Origin of the sequence: Halomonas sp. McD50-4 (assembly GCF_022348135.1) — a bacterium.
GTDB classification, from domain to species: domain Bacteria; phylum Pseudomonadota; class Gammaproteobacteria; order Pseudomonadales; family Halomonadaceae; genus Vreelandella; species Vreelandella piezotolerans.
In genome coordinates this window covers 267,108-288,449 of sequence record NZ_JAKRFG010000003.1, presented here as the reverse complement: position 1 = coordinate 288,449, position 21,342 = coordinate 267,108, and the positions used below count along the sequence as shown (strand labels likewise).

18 protein-coding genes and 1 pseudogene are annotated in these 21,342 nt (G+C 58.8%); 3 read left to right on the top strand and 16 right to left on the bottom strand.

All coding sequences use genetic code 11. The annotated features are described in order from the left end of the window. Positions 1–51: 51 nt before the first annotated feature. From MHM85_RS05840 to ybaK, 4 genes are all read right to left on the bottom strand, one after another. Positions 52–1,095, bottom strand: a complete 1,044-nt coding sequence (locus MHM85_RS05840) for an AbrB family transcriptional regulator (RefSeq protein WP_219861452.1) — start codon at positions 1,093–1,095, stop codon at positions 52–54. 99 nt (positions 1,096–1,194) lie between these two features. After that, positions 1,195–2,052, bottom strand: coding sequence for a PA4780 family RIO1-like protein kinase (locus MHM85_RS05835; protein ID WP_044629267.1), 858 nt, complete (start codon positions 2,050–2,052; stop codon positions 1,195–1,197). A gap of 48 nt (positions 2,053–2,100) precedes the next feature. Then, positions 2,101–3,492, bottom strand: a complete 1,392-nt coding sequence (gene dbpA / locus MHM85_RS05830) for an ATP-dependent RNA helicase DbpA (RefSeq protein WP_044629268.1) — start codon at positions 3,490–3,492, stop codon at positions 2,101–2,103. Between the two features lie 109 nt (positions 3,493–3,601). Further along, on the bottom strand, positions 3,602–4,069 hold the full coding sequence (ybaK, locus tag MHM85_RS05825; RefSeq protein ID WP_219861454.1) for a Cys-tRNA(Pro) deacylase: 468 nt from the start codon (positions 4,067–4,069) through the stop codon (positions 3,602–3,604). A 107-nt stretch (positions 4,070–4,176) separates the two neighbouring features. Between ybaK and MHM85_RS05820 the strand changes: the two genes are divergently transcribed. Beyond that, positions 4,177–4,365 (top strand): DUF3008 family protein, encoded by a 189-nt coding sequence (locus MHM85_RS05820; RefSeq protein ID WP_139526597.1) that lies wholly within the window; start codon positions 4,177–4,179, stop codon positions 4,363–4,365. 57 nt (positions 4,366–4,422) lie between these two features. On the opposite strand, the gene MHM85_RS05815 is transcribed toward MHM85_RS05820, so the two are convergent. Further along, entirely contained in the window at positions 4,423–4,692 is a 270-nt protein-coding gene (locus MHM85_RS05815) for a hypothetical protein (RefSeq protein ID WP_153842651.1), read from the bottom strand. 104 nt (positions 4,693–4,796) lie between these two features. Further along, positions 4,797–5,660: a cation diffusion facilitator family transporter gene (locus tag MHM85_RS05810; RefSeq protein ID WP_089675650.1), complete on the bottom strand. Its 864-nt coding sequence runs from the start codon at positions 5,658–5,660 to the stop codon at positions 4,797–4,799. 125 nt (positions 5,661–5,785) lie between these two features. Between MHM85_RS05810 and MHM85_RS05805 the strand changes: the two genes are divergently transcribed. Beyond that, positions 5,786–6,655, top strand: coding sequence for a LysR family transcriptional regulator (locus MHM85_RS05805; protein ID WP_139526594.1), 870 nt, complete (start codon positions 5,786–5,788; stop codon positions 6,653–6,655). 211 nt (positions 6,656–6,866) lie between these two features. Beyond that, positions 6,867–8,276 carry a PhoH family protein gene (locus MHM85_RS05800; RefSeq protein ID WP_139526593.1) on the top strand — a complete coding sequence of 470 codons (1,410 nt, stop codon included), beginning with the start codon at positions 6,867–6,869 and terminating at the stop codon, positions 8,274–8,276. Positions 8,277–8,322: 46 nt separating this feature from the next. On the opposite strand, the gene MHM85_RS05795 is transcribed toward MHM85_RS05800, so the two are convergent. The 10 genes and pseudogenes from MHM85_RS05795 to MHM85_RS05750 form a co-directional block, all read right to left on the bottom strand. Continuing rightward, positions 8,323–9,348 carry a YihY/virulence factor BrkB family protein gene (locus MHM85_RS05795; RefSeq protein WP_231125560.1) on the bottom strand — a complete coding sequence of 342 codons (1,026 nt, stop codon included), beginning with the start codon at positions 9,346–9,348 and terminating at the stop codon, positions 8,323–8,325. Continuing rightward, entirely contained in the window at positions 9,348–11,117 is a 1,770-nt protein-coding gene (locus MHM85_RS05790) for a complex I subunit 5 family protein (RefSeq protein ID WP_219861456.1), read from the bottom strand. Before MHM85_RS05790 ends, MHM85_RS05795 begins: the two co-directional genes overlap by 1 nt. Then, positions 11,114–12,619 carry a proton-conducting transporter membrane subunit gene (locus tag MHM85_RS05785; protein WP_239285376.1) on the bottom strand — a complete coding sequence of 502 codons (1,506 nt, stop codon included), beginning with the start codon at positions 12,617–12,619 and terminating at the stop codon, positions 11,114–11,116. The genes MHM85_RS05790 and MHM85_RS05785 overlap by 4 nt, the downstream gene beginning before the upstream one ends. Beyond that, a pseudogene (locus MHM85_RS05780) lies at positions 12,616–13,725 on the bottom strand (proton-conducting transporter membrane subunit). Before MHM85_RS05780 ends, MHM85_RS05785 begins: the two are co-directional and overlap by 4 nt. A 377-nt stretch (positions 13,726–14,102) precedes the next feature. Further along, the gene (locus MHM85_RS05775) at positions 14,103–14,783 is read right to left on the bottom strand and encodes a DUF4040 domain-containing protein (protein WP_139526588.1); all 681 of its coding nucleotides are present in this window, start codon (positions 14,781–14,783) and stop codon (positions 14,103–14,105) included. Positions 14,784–14,862: 79 nt separating this feature from the next. Continuing rightward, a complete protein-coding gene (locus tag MHM85_RS05770; RefSeq protein ID WP_219861463.1) occupies positions 14,863–15,528 on the bottom strand; it encodes an alpha/beta fold hydrolase in 666 nt (221 codons plus the stop codon). A gap of 72 nt (positions 15,529–15,600) precedes the next feature. Then, complete coding sequence (locus MHM85_RS05765; protein WP_153842646.1) at positions 15,601–17,370, bottom strand: SLC13 family permease; 1,770 nt, start codon at positions 17,368–17,370, stop codon at positions 15,601–15,603. A 267-nt stretch (positions 17,371–17,637) separates the two neighbouring features. Then, entirely contained in the window at positions 17,638–17,844 is a 207-nt protein-coding gene (locus MHM85_RS05760) for a cold-shock protein (protein WP_054641278.1), read from the bottom strand. Between the two features lie 191 nt (positions 17,845–18,035). Then, positions 18,036–19,712 carry a GMC family oxidoreductase N-terminal domain-containing protein gene (locus MHM85_RS05755; protein ID WP_239285378.1) on the bottom strand — a complete coding sequence of 559 codons (1,677 nt, stop codon included), beginning with the start codon at positions 19,710–19,712 and terminating at the stop codon, positions 18,036–18,038. 27 nt (positions 19,713–19,739) lie between these two features. Continuing rightward, positions 19,740–21,251: a CoA-acylating methylmalonate-semialdehyde dehydrogenase gene (locus MHM85_RS05750; protein ID WP_219861467.1), complete on the bottom strand. Its 1,512-nt coding sequence runs from the start codon at positions 21,249–21,251 to the stop codon at positions 19,740–19,742. Between the last annotated feature and the right edge of the window lie 91 nt (positions 21,252–21,342).

Here is a 21,342-nt window from a genome sequence, read left to right as displayed (position 1 = left end):
CGCAATAAAAGAAAGGACGGCGTAAGAACACTTAGAAGCATGATCGCGACGTCAAGCGTCAGGATGATGACGCATGAGCCAGCGGGCCCAAAAAGGAGCGACGACCATGAGTGTGACCATGCGCAGCAGGTGATGAAACGCCACGAACACCGGGTCGATGTTGAGCGCGACGGCGAGTATCGCCATTTCACCAATGCCGCCTGGGGCCAGCGCCAAGAGCGCCACATCGCGCCCTACCCCCACGGTTTGGTGGATGAGTTCGGCAAACAGTGCCAGAACCACCAGCGCAAGCAACGTCGCCACCCCCGATTGCCAAAGATAGCGCCCGAGTAGCCGCCGCGTCATACCTTGAAAGCGCGAGCCGATGGCGCTACCTAGCACCCAGAGCATCACGTTCATACCCCAGCTTGGCAGGGCGAGACTCGCCATATCCAGCCCGGAGAGCAGCGCGGTGGCTAACAAGGGAGCGAGCAGCGCAGGGCTTGGCAGGCGCAACCACTTACCCAACGGAAGTAAAAGAGGGATGGTGAGCAGTAGCCAGCCATCCGTGAGTGACGACGCCGCCGGACCCAGCGTGCCCTCTCCGCCCTCGAAAGCCCAAAATAGCGGCGGTAGGAAAAGAATCACCAGCACGATACGCAGCGACTGTGCAATGGCAATGCGCTGCGGGTCGCCGCCGCACCGTTCACCGAGCAGGATCATCGCGGTCATGGCGCCCGGTGATGCGCCAAACCAGGCGCTGACGGGGTCGAAGCCGCAGCGGCGATACCAGGCAGACGCCACGGCGGTCGACGCAGCCACGCCTGCAAGCAGCAGCATGGCCGAGATGGGCCAATCAAGCACCCGCTGGGCCAGCTCAGGGGTGACTTGGCTGCCCAGTACCATGCCCATGACGGCTAGGAACACACTGCGCAGCGACTCGGGCACCGCTACGCTCACCCCTCTGGCAGACACCAGCAAATTCGCCACTAGAGGGCCCAACATCCAGGCCAGCGGCAGCCCGGTCACATGAAACAGCGTGCCGCCTGCGGCGCCAACACCGAGTGATAAGACAAGCGCCTTGGCTCTCCCTGCACTGTAACGGCTGCCCTTCACACTCCCCTCCCATGATCTCTCAGGCTATGCGGTATGGCAGAGTCGTCTCGTTCAACTACTTACTCTGCTAAGCGTTGCCTCAGTTTATCACTATTGGGGTCAATCCTCGTCGTCGTCATCGCGCAGGCGCGCTTGGCGCTCGGCCTCCTCCTCTTTGACGTCGTCGATCACTTCCATCAGCTCGTCCACATTGGCAATGTGGTCATCGAACTCGAAGTGGCCGGTCAGCTGGCTATCGGGATGCAGCTTCCCCGCTTCATACAGCGCCCACATCTCTTTACCGTAATGGGTAGCGAGCAGCTCGGGCGCAAAACGGCCAAAATAGGCACGCATGTTGTTCACATCGCGCTCCAGCATGGCAGCAGCGCTGTTATTGCCCGCCGCATCCACCGCCTGAGGTAAATCGATGATGACCGGGCCATCGGCGTCGACGAGCACGTTGAATTCCGATAAATCACCGTGGATCAAGCCTGCACAGAGCATGCGCACCACGTCTTGGATCACTTTGGCGTGATAGCGCAGCGCCTGCTCTTCGGTCAGGGTGACATCGTCCAAGCGCGGTGCCACATCCCCCTCTGCATCGGTGATCATCTCCATCAGCAGTACGCCATCCACGAAACCATAGGGCTTGGGCACACGCACCTCGGCCGCGGCCAAGCGGTACAACGCATCCACCTCGGCGGTCAGCCACGCCTGCTCCTGCTCTTTCTGGCCGTAGCGGGTCTTCTTGGCCATGGCGCGGGCGCGGCGGCTGTTGCGCTCTTTACGCCCTTCCTGGTACTGCACCGCCTGCTTGAAGCTACGCTGTTTGGCCTCTTTGAAGACTTTGGCACAGCGCGTGTCGTCGCCACAGCGCACTATGTACACCTGCGCTTCCTTGCCGCTCATCAACTGCATCAGCACCTCATCGATCAGGCCATCGTCGACCAGGGGCTGTAATCGTTTGGGTGTTTTCATAACTTGCTGCGAAGGCTCCTTATGATAGCGACCACGTCATTGGGATCGTTAATGGCGAATGCGTCGCACGCGGAAAGCGCGCCCTTTGAGTTTATCCCGCTCCAGCTTGGCCTGAGCTTTCTGGACAGCGCTGCGCGCCACCGCGACGTAAGCGCTTCGAGCCAACACCTTGATCTTACCCACCTGATCACCGCGCAGACCGCCTTCGCTGGTCAATGCTCCCAGAATGTCGCCAGGGCGCAGCTTATCTTTCTTGCCACCCGCCAACTGTAGCGTGGCCATGGGGGGCTCGAACGGCGAACCGTTGGTGGCTTTCGGCAGCGGCTCGGTCGCAAGCGGCTCGCCCAACAGCTCAGCGAGGCGTTCGAGTCGATAATCTTCTTGCGGTGTGACCAGGGTACAGGCGATACCGCTGGCTCCTGCGCGCCCCGTGCGGCCGACTCGATGAACGTGGACGTCCAGCTCGCGGGCGATTTGGTAATTGAAAACGGCGTCTAGTTGAGCAATGTCGAGCCCGCGGGCGGCCACATCGGTGGCGACCAAAATCGATGCGCTCTGATTGGCAAACAGCACCAGCAGCCGGTCGCGGTCTTTCTGCTCGAGATCGCCGTGCAAGGCGACGGCGCTAAATCCCGCATCGACCAAGCCATCGGCCACGGCCTGGGTTTCCCGCTTGGTATTACAGAACACCACGCTAGTGGTAGGTCGCGTGGCAAGCAGCAGCTCGATCAACGCAGCAAAACGGTCGTCGTCATGGGACACACGGTAAAAGTGCTGCTCGATGGTCGTGGCATCGTGGGTCTCTGCCACCTTGACACTGACCGGGTCGCGCAGCACGCCGCGGGTCATGGCTGCCAGCCCCTCCCGCTCATCGGGAAACGTCGCGCTGAACAGCAGCGTTTGTCGGTCAGTGGGGGTATCGGCGATGATGTCGTCGATGGTGACCTGAAAGCCCATGTCCAGCATACGGTCGGCTTCGTCCAGCACCAGCACGGCCAGCGACCCAAGCGTGAGCGAGCCTTTGCGCAAGTGCTCGTCCACCCGCCCCGGCGTGCCCACCACGATATGCGCACCGTGCTCCAGCGAGGCGAGCTGCGGCCCAAAGGGCGCGCCGCCACACAGTGTGAGTACTTTGACGTTGGGCATGCCCCGCGCCAGGCGTCGCAGCTCCTCGGCGACCTGATCGGCCAGTTCGCGGGTGGGGCACAGCACCAAGCCCTGTACGCTGAAGGCTTCTACACGCAGCTGTGACAACAGCGCCAAACCAAACGCGGCGGTTTTACCCGAGCCCGTTTTGGCCTGCGCCATCACATCGCGCCCCACCAGCATGGGCGGCAGGCTCTGCGCCTGAACGGGCGTCATGTCGTGATAGCCCAGAGAGTCGAGCGTGCTCAGCAGCGCGGGCGAGAGGGCAAGGGAGGCAAAAGAGGTATCTGACACAAAAAATTCCTGAAGGGGCGGCGGTGCCCAGCGATCCGATTGATGGAAGCACCATACCAGAAAGCGCCCTCTCCTGCTTTGCCAGGCACTTAACCCGATGCGTATCGTTCTATGCAGAGAGCGCTGCGAAACGGCCCTGGCTGAGTGCAGCGAGGTCCTCCGGCGAGAGTTCGATTTCTAACCCTCGCCGACCAGCACTCACGTAAAGCGTCGACCACGCTTGTGCCGAGGCATCAATGAACGTCGGCAGGCGCTTTTTCTGGCCTAGCGGGCTCACTCCTCCTAGCACGTAGCCGGTGGTACGTTCGACGATATCCGGCGCGGCCATCGCGGCCTTTTTAGCGCCGGCCGCTTTGGCGATCTGCTTCAGCCCCAACTGGCTATTCACGGGGACGATACCCACGGCCAACTGCTTGCCATCCAAGCTAACGACGAGGGTTTTGAAGACCTGTTCGGCGGTAACGCCAAGTTTGTCGGCCGCTTCCAGCCCGTAGGACGGGGCGGTGGCATCGTGCTGATATTCATGGAGCTGAAACGCAATACCTGCGTGCCTTGCGCTGTTGATTGCCGGTGTCATGGAGGTCTCTTAAGTTAAACGCGCCAGACTATCTGAAAACATCACTTCCCACTGCTAGGCTTAATAGCGTGCCCACCTCATGGAAGTCAACTGACAGGAGTCGTTAAATGAAAGCCACGTCGAAAGCCCAGCAAAAAGCCGCTGGCGCCGCCCTTTCCGCCAAACGCGGCGAGACCAAGCCCAGCGAGCTGTATGACGCCTCGAAAGAGATGTACGACTCGATGAGCGAAGAGGAATTGGAAGAGATGGCGGGTACCCAACGTAAAGGCAAACCGCAAAAGAAAGAGGACGATTGAGCGAGGCTGCGCCAGCGGCTTGCGCTGGCGCAGCTTGCGTGAGCCTATGTCAGCCAATTATTGGCAAGGCACCACGCGGCGCAGCGTATCTTTCGCCCACAGCGTTTGGCCATCGGGCGTGCGGCCATGTTCGTTCCAGCGCTCGGTGGTTTCCAGGCAGAACGAACCGGCGTTTTCGGTACGCGGTTCCGCACTGACGGGGCGATCTCCGCCGATCCGCATGACGTCCGGATTTTCAGTGGTGTAACGTGGGGCAATGGTAGAACTTGCGCAGCCAGCCACCAAAGCGGTGACCAGCAGCACGGGCAAACAGCGGCGCAGTGGCATGTTTTTGCAACCCTCAAAAGTGCAGTGTTAGGCCGACACCCGTTGTCGGTAGCGCTTGATATCACCACACCTTCGATAGCGTCAACACTTTTTCAATGCACGCATTACGTGACCAGCGTAATGCTCGTCACCGGTCGTAAATTACGCAGCTTACAGTGCTGCTCGACGCTCTCGACGATCTCTTCCGCGTCATCGATTTGCTGCTTATCGAGCTGAATGTCGACCATCAGGAAGCTGCCTACCTGCGCAAGGCGTACATCGTCGTCGGCGATATCGAACTCCGCCACTTCTTGTACCACTTCCTGGCGCACGCTGCCGACCGGTTCGCCGAACATCAACTCGCGCAGCGCGCCTTTGACCATACGAATGGGCATGGGCAGGAAGTAACCGGCAATGATAAGAACCATCACCGGGTCCGCAAAACGCGCCAAGTGTTCCCAAGGCGAGAGGGTTAACCCCCAGGTAAGGGCAAAGCCCAGCATGACGGCGGCACTCAGCCAAGTATCCATTTGCCACTGGCGAAGCTCTGCAGCCAGTAGCGAGGACTGCGCGACCTTGGCGTAGCGGTTCAACCATCCCCAGGTGAGCAAACAGCCGCTCACGTTGACCACGCCAAACATCAGCGCCAAGTCCAGCGTGACCAAACGTCCTCCCTGCGCCAAGCTCCACAGAGCAGAGACCAGGGAGAACAGGCACACCAGCGCAATCACCACGCCTTTGAGCAGCACGGCCAGCGGCTCGACCGTCAGCCGCCCAAAGGGGTAGTGATCATCCGCCGGTTTGCGGGCCTGCTGAAGCGCAAACAGAGAGAGCGATGCCAGCACTAAACTTAATAGCGAATAGCCGCTATCGAAGAGGATCGTTATCGAGCCACTCGCAAGGCCCAAGGCAAGTCCGGTAAAGGCAAACAGACTAGCGGAGATGGCGGAAAATCTGAGCGCACGGCGCTCGGCGACAAAGGGGGTCACGCGGGTTGCTCCAGTAGAAGGGGAGATAAGAGCAAGCCATCATAGTGAGTAAAACAACGCTACACTAGTCGCTCAGCGCCAACTATATTGGCGCTCGAAAGCTATTACTTTATGAGGTGGTTTGCATGCGCGCGGAACAGGTCCAAGCGTTCATCGATGTCACGGAGCACGGCTCGTTTGCCGCCGCTGCACGGCACACCGGCATGAAGCGCAGCACCCTGAGCGCCGCCGTCAATGCGCTGGAAGATAGCCTGGGCGTGGCACTCTTCGAGCGGTCGGGGAACAGCCTTCAGCTCACGGCCGTGGGGGAAAGCGTGCTACCCGACTGCTACCGCCTGCTGACCAGTGCCAACCGCATCAACAAGCACTGCCAGCAACACTTACAAGGCGTAGAGAGTCAGCTCTGCATCGCGCGGGACGACGCGCTGCCCGAAGCGTTTTGGCGACAGGTCATGCACGACCTGAAGCAGCGCTACCCGCTCACGGCCATTTCGGTATACCTGCTCCCACCTCAGGAGCATGCCCAGTTCGTGCTGCGCCAAACGGTGGATATTGCCTTTGGGCTGTATACCGCCGAAGGAGCCGCGGTGAATGCCAGCAACCTTGCCCCAGTGAGCATGAGTCTCGTGGCGGCACCTGGGCATCCACTCAGTCGCCTGCCCAACGTCACCAAAGATGATTTGGCACAGTACACCCAGGTATGCCTGACCTTCGACCAAGGCGACAAATTGGTGAGCGAGGCGCTGTTCTCCACCAACTATCTGGGCCTGACCATGTTCGAGGTGATTCGTGATGCGGTGATCAATGGCACCGGCTGGGCCTTGCTGCCTTACCCGCTCGTCAAAGACGCTTTGGCCAGCCACACTCTGTGTGCGCTCAATCACGACCTGCTGCTGGAAAGCCATTACTACCGTTACGTGGAAGGCGAGAGCCTCGGGGTGGTCGCCACGGCGCTGCTGACCAACGTCATCCGTTTCTTGGGTACCACACGCTGAGGCCCCCTCTCAGTCGGAAAGCCGAGCACGGCGCATGAGTAACGTTGAAATTTAGCAGTGGCGAAAAAAGCGATTGCCCACCACGCTGTAAAAAAAGCCATTGAAGGAGCCCAAAGGACACGCTAGAGAACCGACACAGGCACGTGTCATCTAAGCGTAAAGTGCATCTGCCAGTGTCGATGTTGCCGTCAACCAAGGAGTAGTTTCCGCGATGGTACGACTCGATAAGAAAGCGACTAGGCTGTATGTCCTAGACACGAATGTCCTGATCCACGACCCCGCCGCGCTCTACCATTTCGATGAGCATGATGTGGTCATCCCCATGACCGTGCTCGAAGAGCTGGACAAGCATAAGAATGGCATCCGCGAAATCGCCCGAACGGCACGGCAAATCAGCCGCACGCTGTCCGATCTCACCAGCCAGGTGACGTTCGACGAAATTCAGCAAGGTATCCCCATTCCCCGCATCAGCGGAGAGTCTGGCCGCCTACACTTTCTGTGCTACAACGATCTCAAGCCCTTCGACGCGTTAGACGATAGCCCCGACAACCGTATTCTGGCAGAAACCTGCCGGTTGCGTGACGAACGCCCGGATGCGTCGGTCATTCTCATCACGAAAGACATCAATCTGCGGGTAAAAGCCGCCGCGCTAAAAGTCCCGGTGGAGGATTACCTCAACGACCGCGCCTTCTCCGATAGCGATGCGATGATCGAAGGCGCGCAGGTGTATACCCAGGCAGGCCAGAATGGCGCATCGCTCTGGGAAGCGCTGAATGTCGATGTCACGGTCGAACGCGTGGATCATCACACCTTTTATCAATTAAGCGGCACTATGCCCCGCGACTGGCACGTGGGTATGCTGGTGTCCGATAGCGAAAACGGCGCCGAATTCGAAGCCATCGTGCGCGAGCTTTCACCCAGCTCGGCGCGGCTGCAGCTGCTCACCAACTATCGCCACCACGCGGGCGTATGGGGCGTGCACGCCCACGACAGTCGCCAAAATTTTACCCTCAACCTACTGATGGACCCCGAGATCGATCTCGTCACCATTGCCGGTAACGCAGGCACCGGTAAAACCTTCATGACCCTTGCGGCTGCGTTTCAACAAACCCTGGATGCCAAACGTTTCGAGCGCATCGTCTTTACCCGCGCGCCGATTCCCATGGGCGAGGACATTGGCTTCTTGCCGGGCACCGAAGAGGAGAAAATGTCACCGTGGATGGGCGCCTTCCACGACAACATGGATAACCTGCTGCGCAACGACGAGGGGGAGTCGAGCTGGGACAACGGCGCCACGCGACAGCTGATCGGCTCTAGGGTACAAATCCGCTCGCCCAGCTTCATGCGCGGGCGCACCCTGAACGACACCTTTTTGATCATCGACGAGGCGCAAAACTTCACACCCAAGCAACTGAAATCGCTGGTCACCCGCGCCGGGCGCAACACCAAAATCGTTTGCCTGGGCAACGTCGGGCAGATCGACACGCCCTACCTGACCGCCAACACCTGCGGCATGGCCGCTGTGGTCGAACGGTTCCGAGACTGGCCCCACGCTGGGCATATCACTCTAAAAAGCGTCGAGCGCTCCCGCTTGGCACTGGCCGCCGAGGAGCTGCTGTAGCGCTCTTTGCCCCCGAACGTCTACACCGCCCAGTTCACTGGGCGGTTCACTCTTGACCTCCATCGCACGGCGGCCGCTGTCTCGCGGCACGGTCGCTATTCCAGGGGTTTTCGATGCCGATGGTATCGGCAGCAAACGCCTCGCGCTCGCCTAACGGGCGCGCCTCGCCCACGGTGGTGTCGTGGCAGGTTTGACGCTCCATTTCACAGTTGAGCTCCGCTCCGAACAACACGACGAAGGCCGAGAGCCAAAACCACAGCATCAGGGCCACCACGGCACCTATCGAGCCGTACAGTTCGCTAAAGGTCGAAAAGTAGCGCACGTAGAGTGACAACCCTCCCGAGCCCAGCAGCCACATAAGCGTCGCAAACAGCGTGCCGTAACTCAGCCAACGCCACTGCGGTGAGCGGCGATAAGGTGCAAAGCGGTAGAGCAGTGCGATCAGTAGGCTCATCAATACCAGCAGCGCCGGCCAGCGCAGCCACTGCAGCACTCGATCCATAGGAGGCTCGATCATCAATCGGTCCACTAGCGCTGGCACGATGGCGATGAATCCCAGGGAGACCAGCGTCATGCAAATCAAGCCAAAGGTCAGCGAAACGAGGACCACCCCTCGATAGAGCAGTGAACGCTGCTCTTGCTCGCCATATACCGCGTTGAGACCAATGACCAGCACCGAGACTGCTTTCGAGGCAATGAACATGGCAATGAGCAGCCCCGCCAACGCGGTCAGGACATTACCCGACTCGGTGCTCTCGACCACGTCTTGCGCCTGCTGATCGATCAAGTTGGCCGCGTCCGGCGGCATGAAGCGGCTGATCGTATAGAGCTGCCGCCCCGCCTCGACAGGATCGAACAGTAGTCCCCATACCGACACTACCGCCGCAATGGTCGGAAACAGCGCCAGCAGCGCGTAAAACGCCACCCCTGCGGCAAACATGGTGACCCGGTCTCGGCGCGCGGCGCGCACGACGCGCCATGCAATATCCTGCCAACCACGCTTTGGAATATCGTTGGGCACATCGGCACTTCGGCCGCGCTCACCCAATGGCTCTCTTGCTTGTTGCCCCACTACTGTCCCTCCCAAATGAGCAAAAGTGCCAGGAGAACGGCCAACGCCATCATCAAGCCTCCACCATGCTGGCGCATCCATGACTCCACTGACAGTCCGCGCAACAACCCCTTCATGACCCAACGCTCACCCTTCAGCGCCAGCGCCACGGAGGTTGTTTTACCTCTTCCACATCGCGCGGCCAGTGAGCGTGCGGCGCTCAAGCCTAGAGTGGCAAGGGAATGGTATCCCCACCACCAATCCCCGGCAGGTGGCGTTGGCACATCAAAACGGCGCAGCGCCAACAAGCCTAACGCCATGCCGACAACGCCTACCGGAAAAGGCCAAATAATGCCCAACCACTCGTTCAAGGGAGGAGCGATCACACTCCCCTCCGGTAACGGCAGCCACAGCGGTGTCATTAGCGCAGCGATCAATGCCGCTAGCCACGCCCCCCACTGAAACGAATGGCTGTTTCCTCGCTGCCGCTGCTGCCATTGTCGCCACACGCAGACCGTCACCAGCGCGGCCGTGCCCATCGCCGCCCAAGTCAATAGTGCGATAATGCGCTCCTGCTCGAACTCATAGAGCGCATGCTTCACCCCCCACTTGCTGAACATGCCTGCCGCGAGTGCGCCTGTCAGCGAAATGCCCGGTAGAGCAATCAAAAGAAACAGCAGCGAGGTGGGCCACTTGGGCATATGCTCACTCACACTGGTACCCATAAAGAGAGCGCCCTTCGCTAACGCATGGTGACCCGCAAACAAAATGATGGCAGGTAGCAAGGCCGGCCATACCGCTGGCACGACGATTCCCATACCCACTAACGCCGTTAACATGCCCATTTGGCTGATACTGGAGTAGGCCAAAATTGCTTTGGGATGCGACTGCCAAATGCCGTATAGGGCCGCACCAAATGCTGCTGCAAACCCTGCCACCAATACGACATTGCCAAACTGCATCATGGCAGGAGATAGCGACTCCATTCCCAACGGCAACACGGTCAACCAACCCAACAAGCCTGCCTTGATCATGGCGCCGCTGAGGACAGCGCTGGCGGGCGCGGGAGCCACGGGGTGCGCTAATGGTAACCAAACATGCAGCCCAATCACCCCCGCTTTCACGCCTAAACCCAGCCACAGCAACAGCGCCATCCACGCACCATGGTCTGCCGTGGCCAGGGTGTCGCGCACGCCTTTGAGTGTTAACGTATCCGAGGTGCCTGCGGCCCAGAGAAAACCACCTAATATCAAACCTTCACCGATAACGGCCAGCACAAGATAGGCCTTAGCCCCCAGCTTCGCAGCCGGAGTGCCGTTATGCACCACCAGCGCATACGCAGCGAAGGTCATCAGCGCAAAGCCAAAATAAAAACTGGCAATATCCTGTGCGACTATCAGAAGAATGTTGCCCAGCAAGGTTAGCGGCCACAGTAAGGTTAAACGCTGTAAACGCCGTTGTGCCGACGCATTCCCTACTTGTGCCTGACGCTGTTCATCGGCGAAGTAACCTCGTGCATGAAACGCCGCCATACTCCAAAGCAGAGCAGTAAAGGCTAGCCACGGTCGGCTGAGCGCATTCAGCTCCCAATACCCACCTAACATCCAAGCATCCATGGTCCACTGCACGTCACCCGCATACGCCAGCAGTAAAGCAGGCCAGGCAGCACTTACCCACAGCATCGAAATGAAATGACGCTGTTGAACAGGGACTCGGTAAGCGCTCCAAACGCTACTGCCTGCCACGATAAGCGGCCAGAGTAAGGCCACGGCCAACAGCAGTGAACTCATGGCAGGTACTCCCCAACGGCTACGCGCGTTGCCCAATCCAGCGGACTAAATGGCAACCCAGCCAACAAACCAGCCCCTATACTAATGACGGCCGTCAATACCGCTGGCCACAACAGCCATCCGTGGGTTTCCAGCCGCCCTAATGACTGCTCTTTAGGCCATTGCCCCTTGCCATGGGCCGGACCCTCACGGAACCAGAGGCGATGTACGATAGGGAGAAAATAAATCGCATTCAGCGTACTGCTTGCTACTAGCACGGCCACTACCCAGTACATATCTGCCTCGATAGCGCCCATGCCTAGGTACCATTTAGTAATGAACCCAGCGGTCGGTGGCAACCCGATCATCCCTAGCGCCCCCACCGTAAACGCTAGGCTAGTCAATGGCATGCGCTTGCCTGCACCGTCCATTTCATCAAGGCGATGAATCCCCAGCTCTTCTGCATAATTGCCAGCACAAAAGAACAGCGTCACTTTCATCAGGCCTTGGTGAAGCAAATGCGCCAGCGCGCCTATCGTCCCGAAAGGGCCAAACAAGCTAACGCCTAACACCACATAGGAAACTTGGCTAATCGTCGAAAACGCCAAGCGTGGCTTTAACTCCTCTTGGGCAATCGCCCGCAGCGACCCATAAATAATGGTGATAGACGCAGCGACGGCCAGCACGGTGGTGACGCCCAACTCCACGCTAAGTTCAATGCCGTATAGGTCGTATATGACACGCAAAATGCCAAACGCACCGGCTTTTACCACAGCAACGGCATGCAGCAATGCACTCACCGGCGCCGGTGCCACCATCGCCCTGGGCAGCCAGCCATGCAGCGGCACCATGGCTGCCTTCACCGCCAAGCCACCGACCAGCAGCGCAAAAATAAGGGTTAGCAAACCACGGTGATCATCCAGGTAGGGGGACAACCCTTGCTCTGACGCAAAAGAGTGATCGTTGGTTAAGCTGTACAGCAAGACAACGCCTAGCAGCAGCACGACGCCCGCCGTGAGGGTGTAACGCAAATACACTCGACCGGCCGCTAAGGCTTTTGCTGAACCGGCGTGCACCACGAGCGGGTAAGTTGAGAGCGTCAGCATTTCGTAGAAAATCAGGAAGGTAAACAAGTTTCCCGACAGGGCAATCCCTAGCGTACTGGTGACACACAGGCTGAAGAAGCCAAAGAAACGCTTCCGATTGGCCGCCCCTTCCAAGTACCCAATCGCGTAAATCGTCGTACATAGCCACAGCAGTGACGAAAGACCCGCAAACATAACGCCGAGGGCATCCGCCCGCAGCACAAAATCAACGCCTCCCACGATTTGAAAGCTAAAGGTGTCTTCATAGCCTGCTGAAACACGCCCGACCATCACTATCACTAGGAGAATTTTAACGACCGCCGCCAGTAAGTTGATGCACGTGCGGACACGTCGAGCCTCTTCGGGCAACGAGAAAATAATCACCGCCGCGAATAAGGAGGTTGCCAGCGTCGTCAGGGGTAACCAAGCCGCGTTCATGCACCACCTCCATGCAGCAACCCCAGCGGAAAGTGGGCGAGTAAGCCAAGCGCAAAGGCTGCTACCGCCAAACACAGAGCAATGGCATCCATGCCGGGCGCAAGCGGCTGATAATCGTGTCGCGGTGCGGTTTCATCAAACGAGTAGCGAAATACGCGAAACACGTAGGCAGCCGTCAATAGCGTGCCTGCCAGTAGGGCCGCCACGGCTAACCATTGCTGAGTCAGCACCATGGATTGAAGCAAGAGCCACTTTGCCGTAAAGCCAGCGCTAGGGGGTAGCCCCATTAACGTAACGGCAGCCATGCCAAAGATAAGTAGCGAAAGTGGCAGCCGACGACTGGTTCCTGCCAGCGCTTTCAGTGAGCTTTCACCCGTGGCAATGATCAAATTGCCTGCCGCCATAAACATGGCTGCTTTGGCTAGTGCGTGTCCCACCAAATGTAACCAAAACCCGTCCCATGCCAGCGACAAAGGCAGCGGAGCGATGTTGGGACCTAATACCAGAGGAAAGGCCACCATCAAATAGCCCAACTGGCCCACAGTGGAAGAGGCAATCAGCGTTTTGAGTGAATCGGCTCGCCAGGCCACCAATCCACCCCAAACAATCGCCAACATGCCCAACCAGGCCACCAAACGGGGAGCAAACAGCGTCTCCGGCAGCAAGATGCCCCACAGCATCATTAAAATATAGAGCGAGGCCTTAATGACGAGCGCTGCATGCAGTGCACTGACCGGCGTCCAAGCATTCTCGTGTACGGGGGTTAGCCAACCATGCAAAGGGAATAGCGCCGCCTTTAAGGCAAGTCCCGCGCCTATAAGGGCTGCTGCAACCTAAGTAAGGGGCTCTGGCTCCACCCGTGCTTCAAGTGCGATTAAATCTAACGTTCCCCATTGACTCATTAATAGGGCAACGCCCAGTAAAAACGCGAGCGACCCCACCAGAGCCAAAAGGAGGTAACGCATACCGGCCTGTAGCGCCGCAGACTTACCCGACAGCAGCAACATCCCCACGGCCGCGAGTCCCATTGCCTCCAGCGCGGCATACAGAATCAACAGATCCGCCGCCAGCCAAATCAGTGAAAGCGCACTAACGAGCAACCCCATTAATGGCCATAACCAACGGACGCTGGCATTGGGGAGCGTTAGGCGGAGATAGCCAGGGGTATAAACGGCAACGGCGGCGGCCGTCCACTGGGTAATCAAGAGCATTAGAGCACTAAGGCCACTCAAGCGCAGCGTTAGCTCGATACCCGCCACCTCCCACTGCCAACGCAGCAATCCGACCTGTTGGTAGTCCAATACCATGACCCCTCCAGCCAGTAAAATCGGCAAGCAGGCCAAGGCCACCGGCAGCAAACGAGAGGGGCGAAACACGGCTCCGAGCGCACCAAACACCATCGGCAGCAGTAGCACAGCGGCGAGTGCCCAGTCCGTCATCCATAAGGGATCAAAGGTATTGTCGTACAGACCAAAGCGCCAGATCATGAAGGCGGCCTTACAGGGGCGTATTCATCGTTGAGGGCGGCGCTACCTTCCTGGTGCACTAGCTGGCGAAGGAGTAAAACCCCCAATAGCGACCCCAGCCAAGCGATGAGCAACCCCACCGTGATGAGCGCCTGGGCGCTGGGTGACGTACCCGCCATGCCTGCGAGCATCAAGAAAACGCCCGATCCAAGCACATTAAAGGCCATCAAGCGGCGCATCAGATGGTGGTGTAAAGCAAACGCCCCCATTCCCAACGATACAATGACCACAGAGCACAAAATAAGCGGATGCGCGGTCAGTGAAAGCGCCATATCAGGTAATAGAAACTGAGTCGCCACGCCTAGCATGATACTCCAGGCAATGATGAGCAGCCCCTTCGTCAAACGGTGTGGCCACTCGACGCGCGTACGATCATAACGTGGCATCGATAGCCTCTGACTGGGCAGTGTGCGCAAGACGTAAATAAAGCCACCCCCCGTGAGCGCACTCCCTAATATCACTTCCACCAAGGCTAACCACGGGGCGTTCAGGTACCACCACGCTGCACTCATCAACAGCGCAAATAGCACCAAAAGCCAACACGCCCTTAATAGGTGGCGATCGAATAAGCACCCAATGGCGGTCATCAGTAGACAAACGGCTAACCCACTTTCAACGGTATCGATAGACGCTATCATGTGCCCCTGCCTGTCCCTTGCCGCGGCATTAATAGCAGCAGCGTACTATCAAAGGCGCCGAACGCCTACTGCTCTCCCCTTAACCCAGACGCTCGCTTAGCCATTTGCCGATATCGTTGACCTGCTGCGGACACAGTGCATGTGCCATGGGGTACTGGCGATAGTTGACGCTGTAGCCCATGGTTTTCAAACGATCGACGCCGCTGCGACCCAGCGTCTCGGGCACGATGGGGTCGAAGTTGCCGTGATGGACTTCGATCGGCAGCTGACGGTTCGCCTCGGCAGGCGAGATGCTGTCGGCAGTGGCAAAGTAGGTGGACATCGCCAGCAGTCCGCCTAGCGGCTGCGGAAACGACAGCGCGGCCTGATACGCCACCGCACCGCCTTGCGAGAAGCCCGCCACGATGATGCGCTGGCTATCGATCCCTTGGTCGATCTGCTCTTGGATCAGCGCCTGGATGCGCTCGGCGGATTTCTTGAGCTGCACCTCATCGACGCGGCGTCCCAGGTCCATTGCCAGGATGTCGTACCAAGCAGGCATCACCATACCGCCGTTGATGGTCACCGGTAGGCGCGGCGCATGGGGCATGATGAAGCGCACATGGGCGCTTTCCGGCAGCGCCAGGGCGGGTACTAGCGGCTCGAAATCGTGCCCATCGGCACCCAGGCCGTGGATGATGAACACGCATGCATCGGCGGGTTGACCATTTTTCGGTTCAATAATCAGTTCGCCAGGGGCTGTCATGGGCTATGTCCTTGCTGATATTAAAAGCGCCACCCTAGCGTAAAGCAGCCCAGGGAGCGAGTCATTCGCGGCTTAGAATGGCCACACCCATGGAATCAGCGCCACCACGATCACCCCCGTCAGCACGTTCAGGCCACCCCCGACGCGGAGAAAATCAGCGATCCGATAACCACCGGGCCCGTGCACCATGAGGTTGGTTTGGTAGCCAATGGGGGTAAGAAAACTGGCCGACGCCGCAAACATGACCGCGACCACATAGGGCATGGGGCTAACCCCTAGGCTTTCCGCCGCCGCCATGACCACCGGAAAAATGATCACGGCGGCGGCATTGTTAGTCACCAACTCCGTAAGCAGTGCCACGACGGCATAAGTGCCCACCAGCAGCAGCCATGGATTGCCAGCCACCACCGAGAGCACCCCACCGGCCATGGCATCCGCCGCCCCGGAGACGTGCAACGCCGCCCCTACCCCAAACGATGCCGCAATGGTCAACAGCACCTGGGTATCCAACCCGCGCTTGGCCGCCCCCACCGAGCAGCAGCCGGTCAACAGTGCCATGGCGGCGCCCAACATGGCGGCATTGAGCATGCTCAACACACCCAGAGCTGCTAGCAGCACCGCGCCAATCAGAATACCCCAGGCCAGCGGAGCCTTCTCGTGGATGGGCCGCGCCGAGCCATTGAGCTCACTGATCAGCAAAAAGTCTTTCGACTGTCGGTGGCGCTCGATGAACGGCGGGCGCGCCTCTAATAGCAACACATCGGCAGGCTGTAGGCGTACCTGTCCAAGGTTTCCCGTCACACGCTCGCCGCCGCGACAAATGGCCAGCACGGCCGCACCGTATAGCGTTCTAAATCGTCCATCTCGAATCCGCTGACCAATGAATTGACACTGGTTGGAGACCACGGCCTCGACCAAACGGCGCTCTTTGAACTCCTTCTCCAGACTCGACGCGCCATCCCGTGAGGGGATCAGCCCGCGAATCTGCTGTAACTCGACGGCGGCGTCAGAGGTGCCCACGAAGACGAGGCGGTCTCCGCCTTTTAACTGCTCGCCAGGGCCGACGACGCTGACCACGTTACCGGCGCGTTCGATTTCGACGAGAAACAGCTCCTGCAAATGGCGCAGACCTGCCTCCTCGACGGTGCGGTCGACCAAGACACCGCCCGGGTCGACTTCCATTTCGATCGTGAACTCGCGGGGGTTGGCAAAGGCTTTGGCCGTACCGCCACGGGCAGGTAGAAGGCGCGGGCCGAGAAGAATTAGATACGCCAACCCCGCCACGGCGACGGGGATACCGACCCATGCCAGGTCGAACAACCCCATGGATAAGTCCGGATAGCGCTCGATCAAAAGCCCGTGCACGACCAAGTTAGTGCTGGTGCCGAAGAGCGTGATCGTGCCGCCCAGAATCGACGCGAAGCTCAGTGGCATGAGCAGGCGCTGGGGAGAGAGTCTCAGGCGGCGGCTCCAGCTCAAAACGGCAGGGATATAGGTGGCTACCACCGGGGTATTATTGAGAAAGCCGCTGAGCGATGCCACCGGCAATAGCAGCCGCGTCAGCGCGCCACGTTCGCTCGAGGGACGGCCCAACACATAGCGAATGATCAGATCGATACCGCCGGTTTCACGTATGCTGGCCACCAGTACATACATGAACGCAACGGTAAACAGACCGCTATTGGAAAACCCGCCGAGTGCCTGCTGAGGATCGATGACGCCCAGCGTCATCAGCACGACCACCGCACCCATTAAAATGATATCCGGTCCGAGGCGTGAGAGCGCCATCAGCGGAAAAATCGTCAGCACGACCCCTACTGCAATCCAAGCATCCAGCGACATAACCCCACATCCTTTCTCAAGCCCACTCACTGACATAACCGAATAGTACGAGGGGCATTGTGCCGCTTATCAGATATTCTAAAAAGTTATTTTTAGACACACAGTAAGAAGAAAATAGAATATATCGTGAGGCGTGAGGCGTGAGGCGTGAGGCGTGAGGCGTGAGGCGTGAGGCAGATAAGCATACACCAACGAAAAAACCCCGCATTGAGCGGGGTTTTTCTAGCTCGCTAGCAGACGCTGCTAGCGGCAAACATCAAGCTGGAATTAACCCAGAACTTTGATGTTAGAAGCCTGAAGGCCTTTTTTACCCTGGGTGACGTCGAAGGAAACCTTCTGGCCGTCTTGCAGAGTTTTGAAGCCGTCAGCTTGAATTTCGGAGAAGTGAGCGAACAGGTCGTCGCCATTGTCGTCCGGAGAAATGAAGCCGAAGCCTTTAGTGTCGTTAAACCACTTAACGGTACCAGTTGCCATGATCGAAATCCTCGATTTAGCTTTAATGTAGAGCCGGGTAATACCCGAGTTGCAGTGGGTAGAACAAGAAACCTTCACCAGACTCAACGCTAGAGCGTTTCGATACTGCTGACAACGTTCGACTTGCTAACCAACTGCATGCAGCATGCGCTTAACGACGCTGCACGTCAACACTATGATGGAAAAAAAAGTCAATGCAATGAATTTTCTTTTAAAATCCATCCGGCGGCTTTTTCAGCGATCATGAGGGTCGGTGAATTGGTGTTTCCACTGGTGATGGTGGGCATCACGCCCGCATCCGCAATCCGCAGCCCCGACACCCCTCTCACGCGCAATGTTGCGTCCACCACCGCCATTGGGTCATCACCTTTACCCATTCGTGTGGTGCCCACCGGATGAAAAATCGTCGTACCGATATCCCCTGCCAGCCGCGTTAACTCCTCGTCCGTTTGATACTCGACGCCCGGCTTCACTTCTTCAGGTGAGTACTTCGCAAAGGCAGGCTGTTCGGCGATACGCCGGGTTACCCGCAGCGAATCGGCCGCCACCTTGCGATCCTCCGGCGTGCTGAGATAGTTCGGCGAAATCGCCGGTGCCTGACGCGGGTCGGCGCTTTTCAACCGCACCGTTCCTCGGCTGGTAGGGTTCAAGTTGCATACGCTCGCGGTAATGGCCGGATAAGGATGCAGCGGCTGCCCAAAGGCCTCTAGACTGAGCGGTTGGACGTGATACTGAATATTGGGGTACGGCTGATCGTTGGAGCTGCGAGTAAATGCGCCAAGCTGCGAGGGGGCCATGCTCATTGGCCCGGTGCGTTTGGTCACATATTCCCAGCCGATGCCCGCTTTGCCCCACAGCGTGCTGGCAATGGCATTGAGCGTCTTGGCGTTACTGACACGATACACCGAGCGTATTTGGAGGTGATCTTGCAGGTTTTCGCCAACGCCCGGCAAATCGTGAATGGCCTCGATACCATGCTCGCGCAGATGCTCCGCAGGCCCAATGCCCGATAGCTGTAAAAGGTGGGGCGAGCCAATCGCCCCTGCGCACAGCACCACTTCTTTTTGCGCCTGCACCCGCAGGGTTTTGCCGCTGCGCACCACCTCTACCCCGGTACAGCGAGGCGCTTGCGAACGATCGAAGCAGAGCCGATTCACCTGGGTGGAGTGCCAAAGCGTCAGATTGTCCCGTTTGAGCGCGTTACGCAAAAACGCCTTGGCGGTGTTCCAACGCCAGCCATCGCGCTGGTTCACTTCGAAATAGGCGACCCCTTCGTTACTGCCCCGGTTGAAGTCCTCGGTGCGGGGAATGCCCGCCTGAACCGCCGCTTCGGCAAAGTCGTCCAGCACTTCCCACTTTAGGCGCTGCTTCTCGACCCGCCACTCACCGCCATGGCCGTGAAACGCACGGTGTGTCTCGTCACCGTCGCTGCCCTCATCCAGCCGGTAGTGGTTTTCGTGTTTGATGAAGTCCGGCAGGCAGTTCTCCCAGCGCCACTCGTCACTGCCGGTGACCTCCGCCCAGTGGTCGTAATCCCGCGCCTGGCCACGCATATAGATCATACCGTTGATGCTGGAGCAGCCCCCCAGGGTTTTTCCTCGAGGGTAGATCAGCGAGCGGCCATTTAGCCCCGTGTCCGGCTCGGTGCGGAACAGCCAGTCGGTGCGCGGGTTATTGATGCAATACAGGTAGCCCACCGGAATATGGATCCAGTGGTAGTTATCCCGACCGCCCGCCTCGATCAGCAGCACCCGATTTTGTGGGTCGGCGCTGAGCCGGTTGGCCATCAGGCACCCTGCGGTGCCTGCGCCTACCACGATGTAGTCGAACGACTCAGCGTGGGAGTTTGTCATTGTATTCGTTGGCATAGGCTAGGCTCCCGTAACGGTCTGGCGCTACTTCGCCGTCGGCATCACGAATTCGGCGCCCGCGTCGATGGAGTCGGACCAGCGCTGCATAATCGACTTCTGTTTGGTATAGAAGCGCACGCCCTCTTCGCCATACGCGTGGGTATCGCCAAACAGCGAGCGCTTCCAGCCACCGAAGCCGTGCCACGCCATGGGCACTGGGATAGGCACGTTGATGCCGACCATACCCACCTGAATCCGCCGACCAAATTCGCGGGCGACGCTGCCGCTTTCTGTAAAGCAGCTCACCCCGTTGCCAAACTCGTGGTCATTGATCAGTTGAATAGCGGTCGCCACATCCGGCACCCGCACGCAGACCAGCACCGGGCCGAAGATCTCTTCTTTATAGATGGTCATTTCCGGCGTGACGTGATCAAACAGCGTGCCGCCCATCCAAAAACCGTCAGAACAGCCCTCGCCTGCTTGCGCGCCGTCGAACTCGCGGCCATCGACGACGAGCTCGGCGCCTTCTGCCACGCCCTTTTCTATGTAGCCGGTGATCCGCTGGTGCGCCTGACGGGTCACGATCGGCCCCATTTCTGCATCTAGCTGCATGCCATCTTTCACCTTCAGCGCCTCGGCGCGTTCGGTGAGCATCGGTACTACCTTGTCGGCCACGTCGCCGACTAACACGGCCACGCTAATCGCCATGCAGCGCTCGCCCGCACTGCCGTAGGCCGCACCGATCAGCGCATCAACGGCTTTATCCAGGTGGGCATCCGGCATCACCACCATATGGTTTTTTGCGCCCCCCAGCGCCTGGACGCGCTTGCCGTGCTTGGCGCCACGCTCGTAGATCAGGTTGGCGATCGGCGTAGAACCCACGAACGACAGCGCCTTCACGTCAGGGTGATCGATTAGCGCTTCGACCGAATCTTTATCGCCCTGCACCACGTTGAAGACGCCATCCGGCAGGCCTGCTTGCTGCAATAGATCCGCTATCATCAGCGAGGCGCTGGGGTCCAGCGGGCTAGGCTTGAGAATGAAGGTATTGCCAGCAGCAATGGCAATGGGGAACATCCACATGGGCACCATCGCCGGGAAGTTGAACGGCGTGATGCCCGCCACCACTCCCAGCGGCTGGCGCACGGTCCAGTTATCGATACCGGTGCTGACCTGCTCGGTGTAATCACCCTTCAAGAGCTGGGGGATGCCGCAAGCGAATTCGACGATATCGATGCCCCGGGCCACCTCGCCTTGCGCGTCGGTGAAGACTTTGCCGTGCTCTTTGGTGATTGCCTCGGCCAGGGCATCCTTATTAGCGTTCAGCAGCTCCAGAAATTTGAACATGACCCGAGCGCGGCGGATGGGCGGCGTATCGGCCCAGGCGGGGAATGCCGCCTGAGCGGCTTGCACGGCCGTATCTACGTCAGCGCTCGACGCCAGGGCCACACGCCCGGTGACCTGCCCGGTGGCGGGGTTGAACACATCTTGGGCGCTACCGGAGGTGCCTTCGCTACGTTGGCCGTTGATGAAGTGATGGATGGCGTGGGTGGTCATGGTCGCTACCTTTATAAAAAAAGCTTAAGTGATCAGAGAATGATCACAAGACTACCCCGCCGAACAGGCTAATCAATTGAGTAATTTTTAA

Coding starts and splice junctions, on each gene's coding strand:
- MHM85_RS05835 (WP_044629267.1), bottom strand. CDS start 2,052: ATGAAAACACCCAAACGATTACAGCCCCTGGTCGACGATGGCCTGATC.
- ybaK (WP_219861454.1), bottom strand. CDS start 4,069: ATGACACCGGCAATCAACAGCGCAAGGCACGCAGGTATTGCGTTTCAG.
- MHM85_RS05820 (WP_139526597.1), top strand. CDS start 4,177: ATGAAAGCCACGTCGAAAGCCCAGCAAAAAGCCGCTGGCGCCGCCCTT.
- MHM85_RS05815 (WP_153842651.1), bottom strand. CDS start 4,692: ATGCCACTGCGCCGCTGTTTGCCCGTGCTGCTGGTCACCGCTTTGGTG.
- MHM85_RS05805 (WP_139526594.1), top strand. CDS start 5,786: ATGCGCGCGGAACAGGTCCAAGCGTTCATCGATGTCACGGAGCACGGC.
- MHM85_RS05800 (WP_139526593.1), top strand. CDS start 6,867: ATGGTACGACTCGATAAGAAAGCGACTAGGCTGTATGTCCTAGACACG.
- MHM85_RS05790 (WP_219861456.1), bottom strand. CDS start 11,117: ATGAGTTCACTGCTGTTGGCCGTGGCCTTACTCTGGCCGCTTATCGTG.
- MHM85_RS05785 (WP_239285376.1), bottom strand. CDS start 12,619: ATGAACGCGGCTTGGTTACCCCTGACGACGCTGGCAACCTCCTTATTC.
- MHM85_RS05775 (WP_139526588.1), bottom strand. CDS start 14,783: ATGATAGCGTCTATCGATACCGTTGAAAGTGGGTTAGCCGTTTGTCTA.
- MHM85_RS05770 (WP_219861463.1), bottom strand. CDS start 15,528: ATGACAGCCCCTGGCGAACTGATTATTGAACCGAAAAATGGTCAACCC.
- MHM85_RS05765 (WP_153842646.1), bottom strand. CDS start 17,370: ATGTCGCTGGATGCTTGGATTGCAGTAGGGGTCGTGCTGACGATTTTT.
- MHM85_RS05760 (WP_054641278.1), bottom strand. CDS start 17,844: ATGGCAACTGGTACCGTTAAGTGGTTTAACGACACTAAAGGCTTCGGC.
- MHM85_RS05755 (WP_239285378.1), bottom strand. CDS start 19,712: ATGCCAACGAATACAATGACAAACTCCCACGCTGAGTCGTTCGACTAC.
- MHM85_RS05750 (WP_219861467.1), bottom strand. CDS start 21,251: ATGACCACCCACGCCATCCATCACTTCATCAACGGCCAACGTAGCGAA.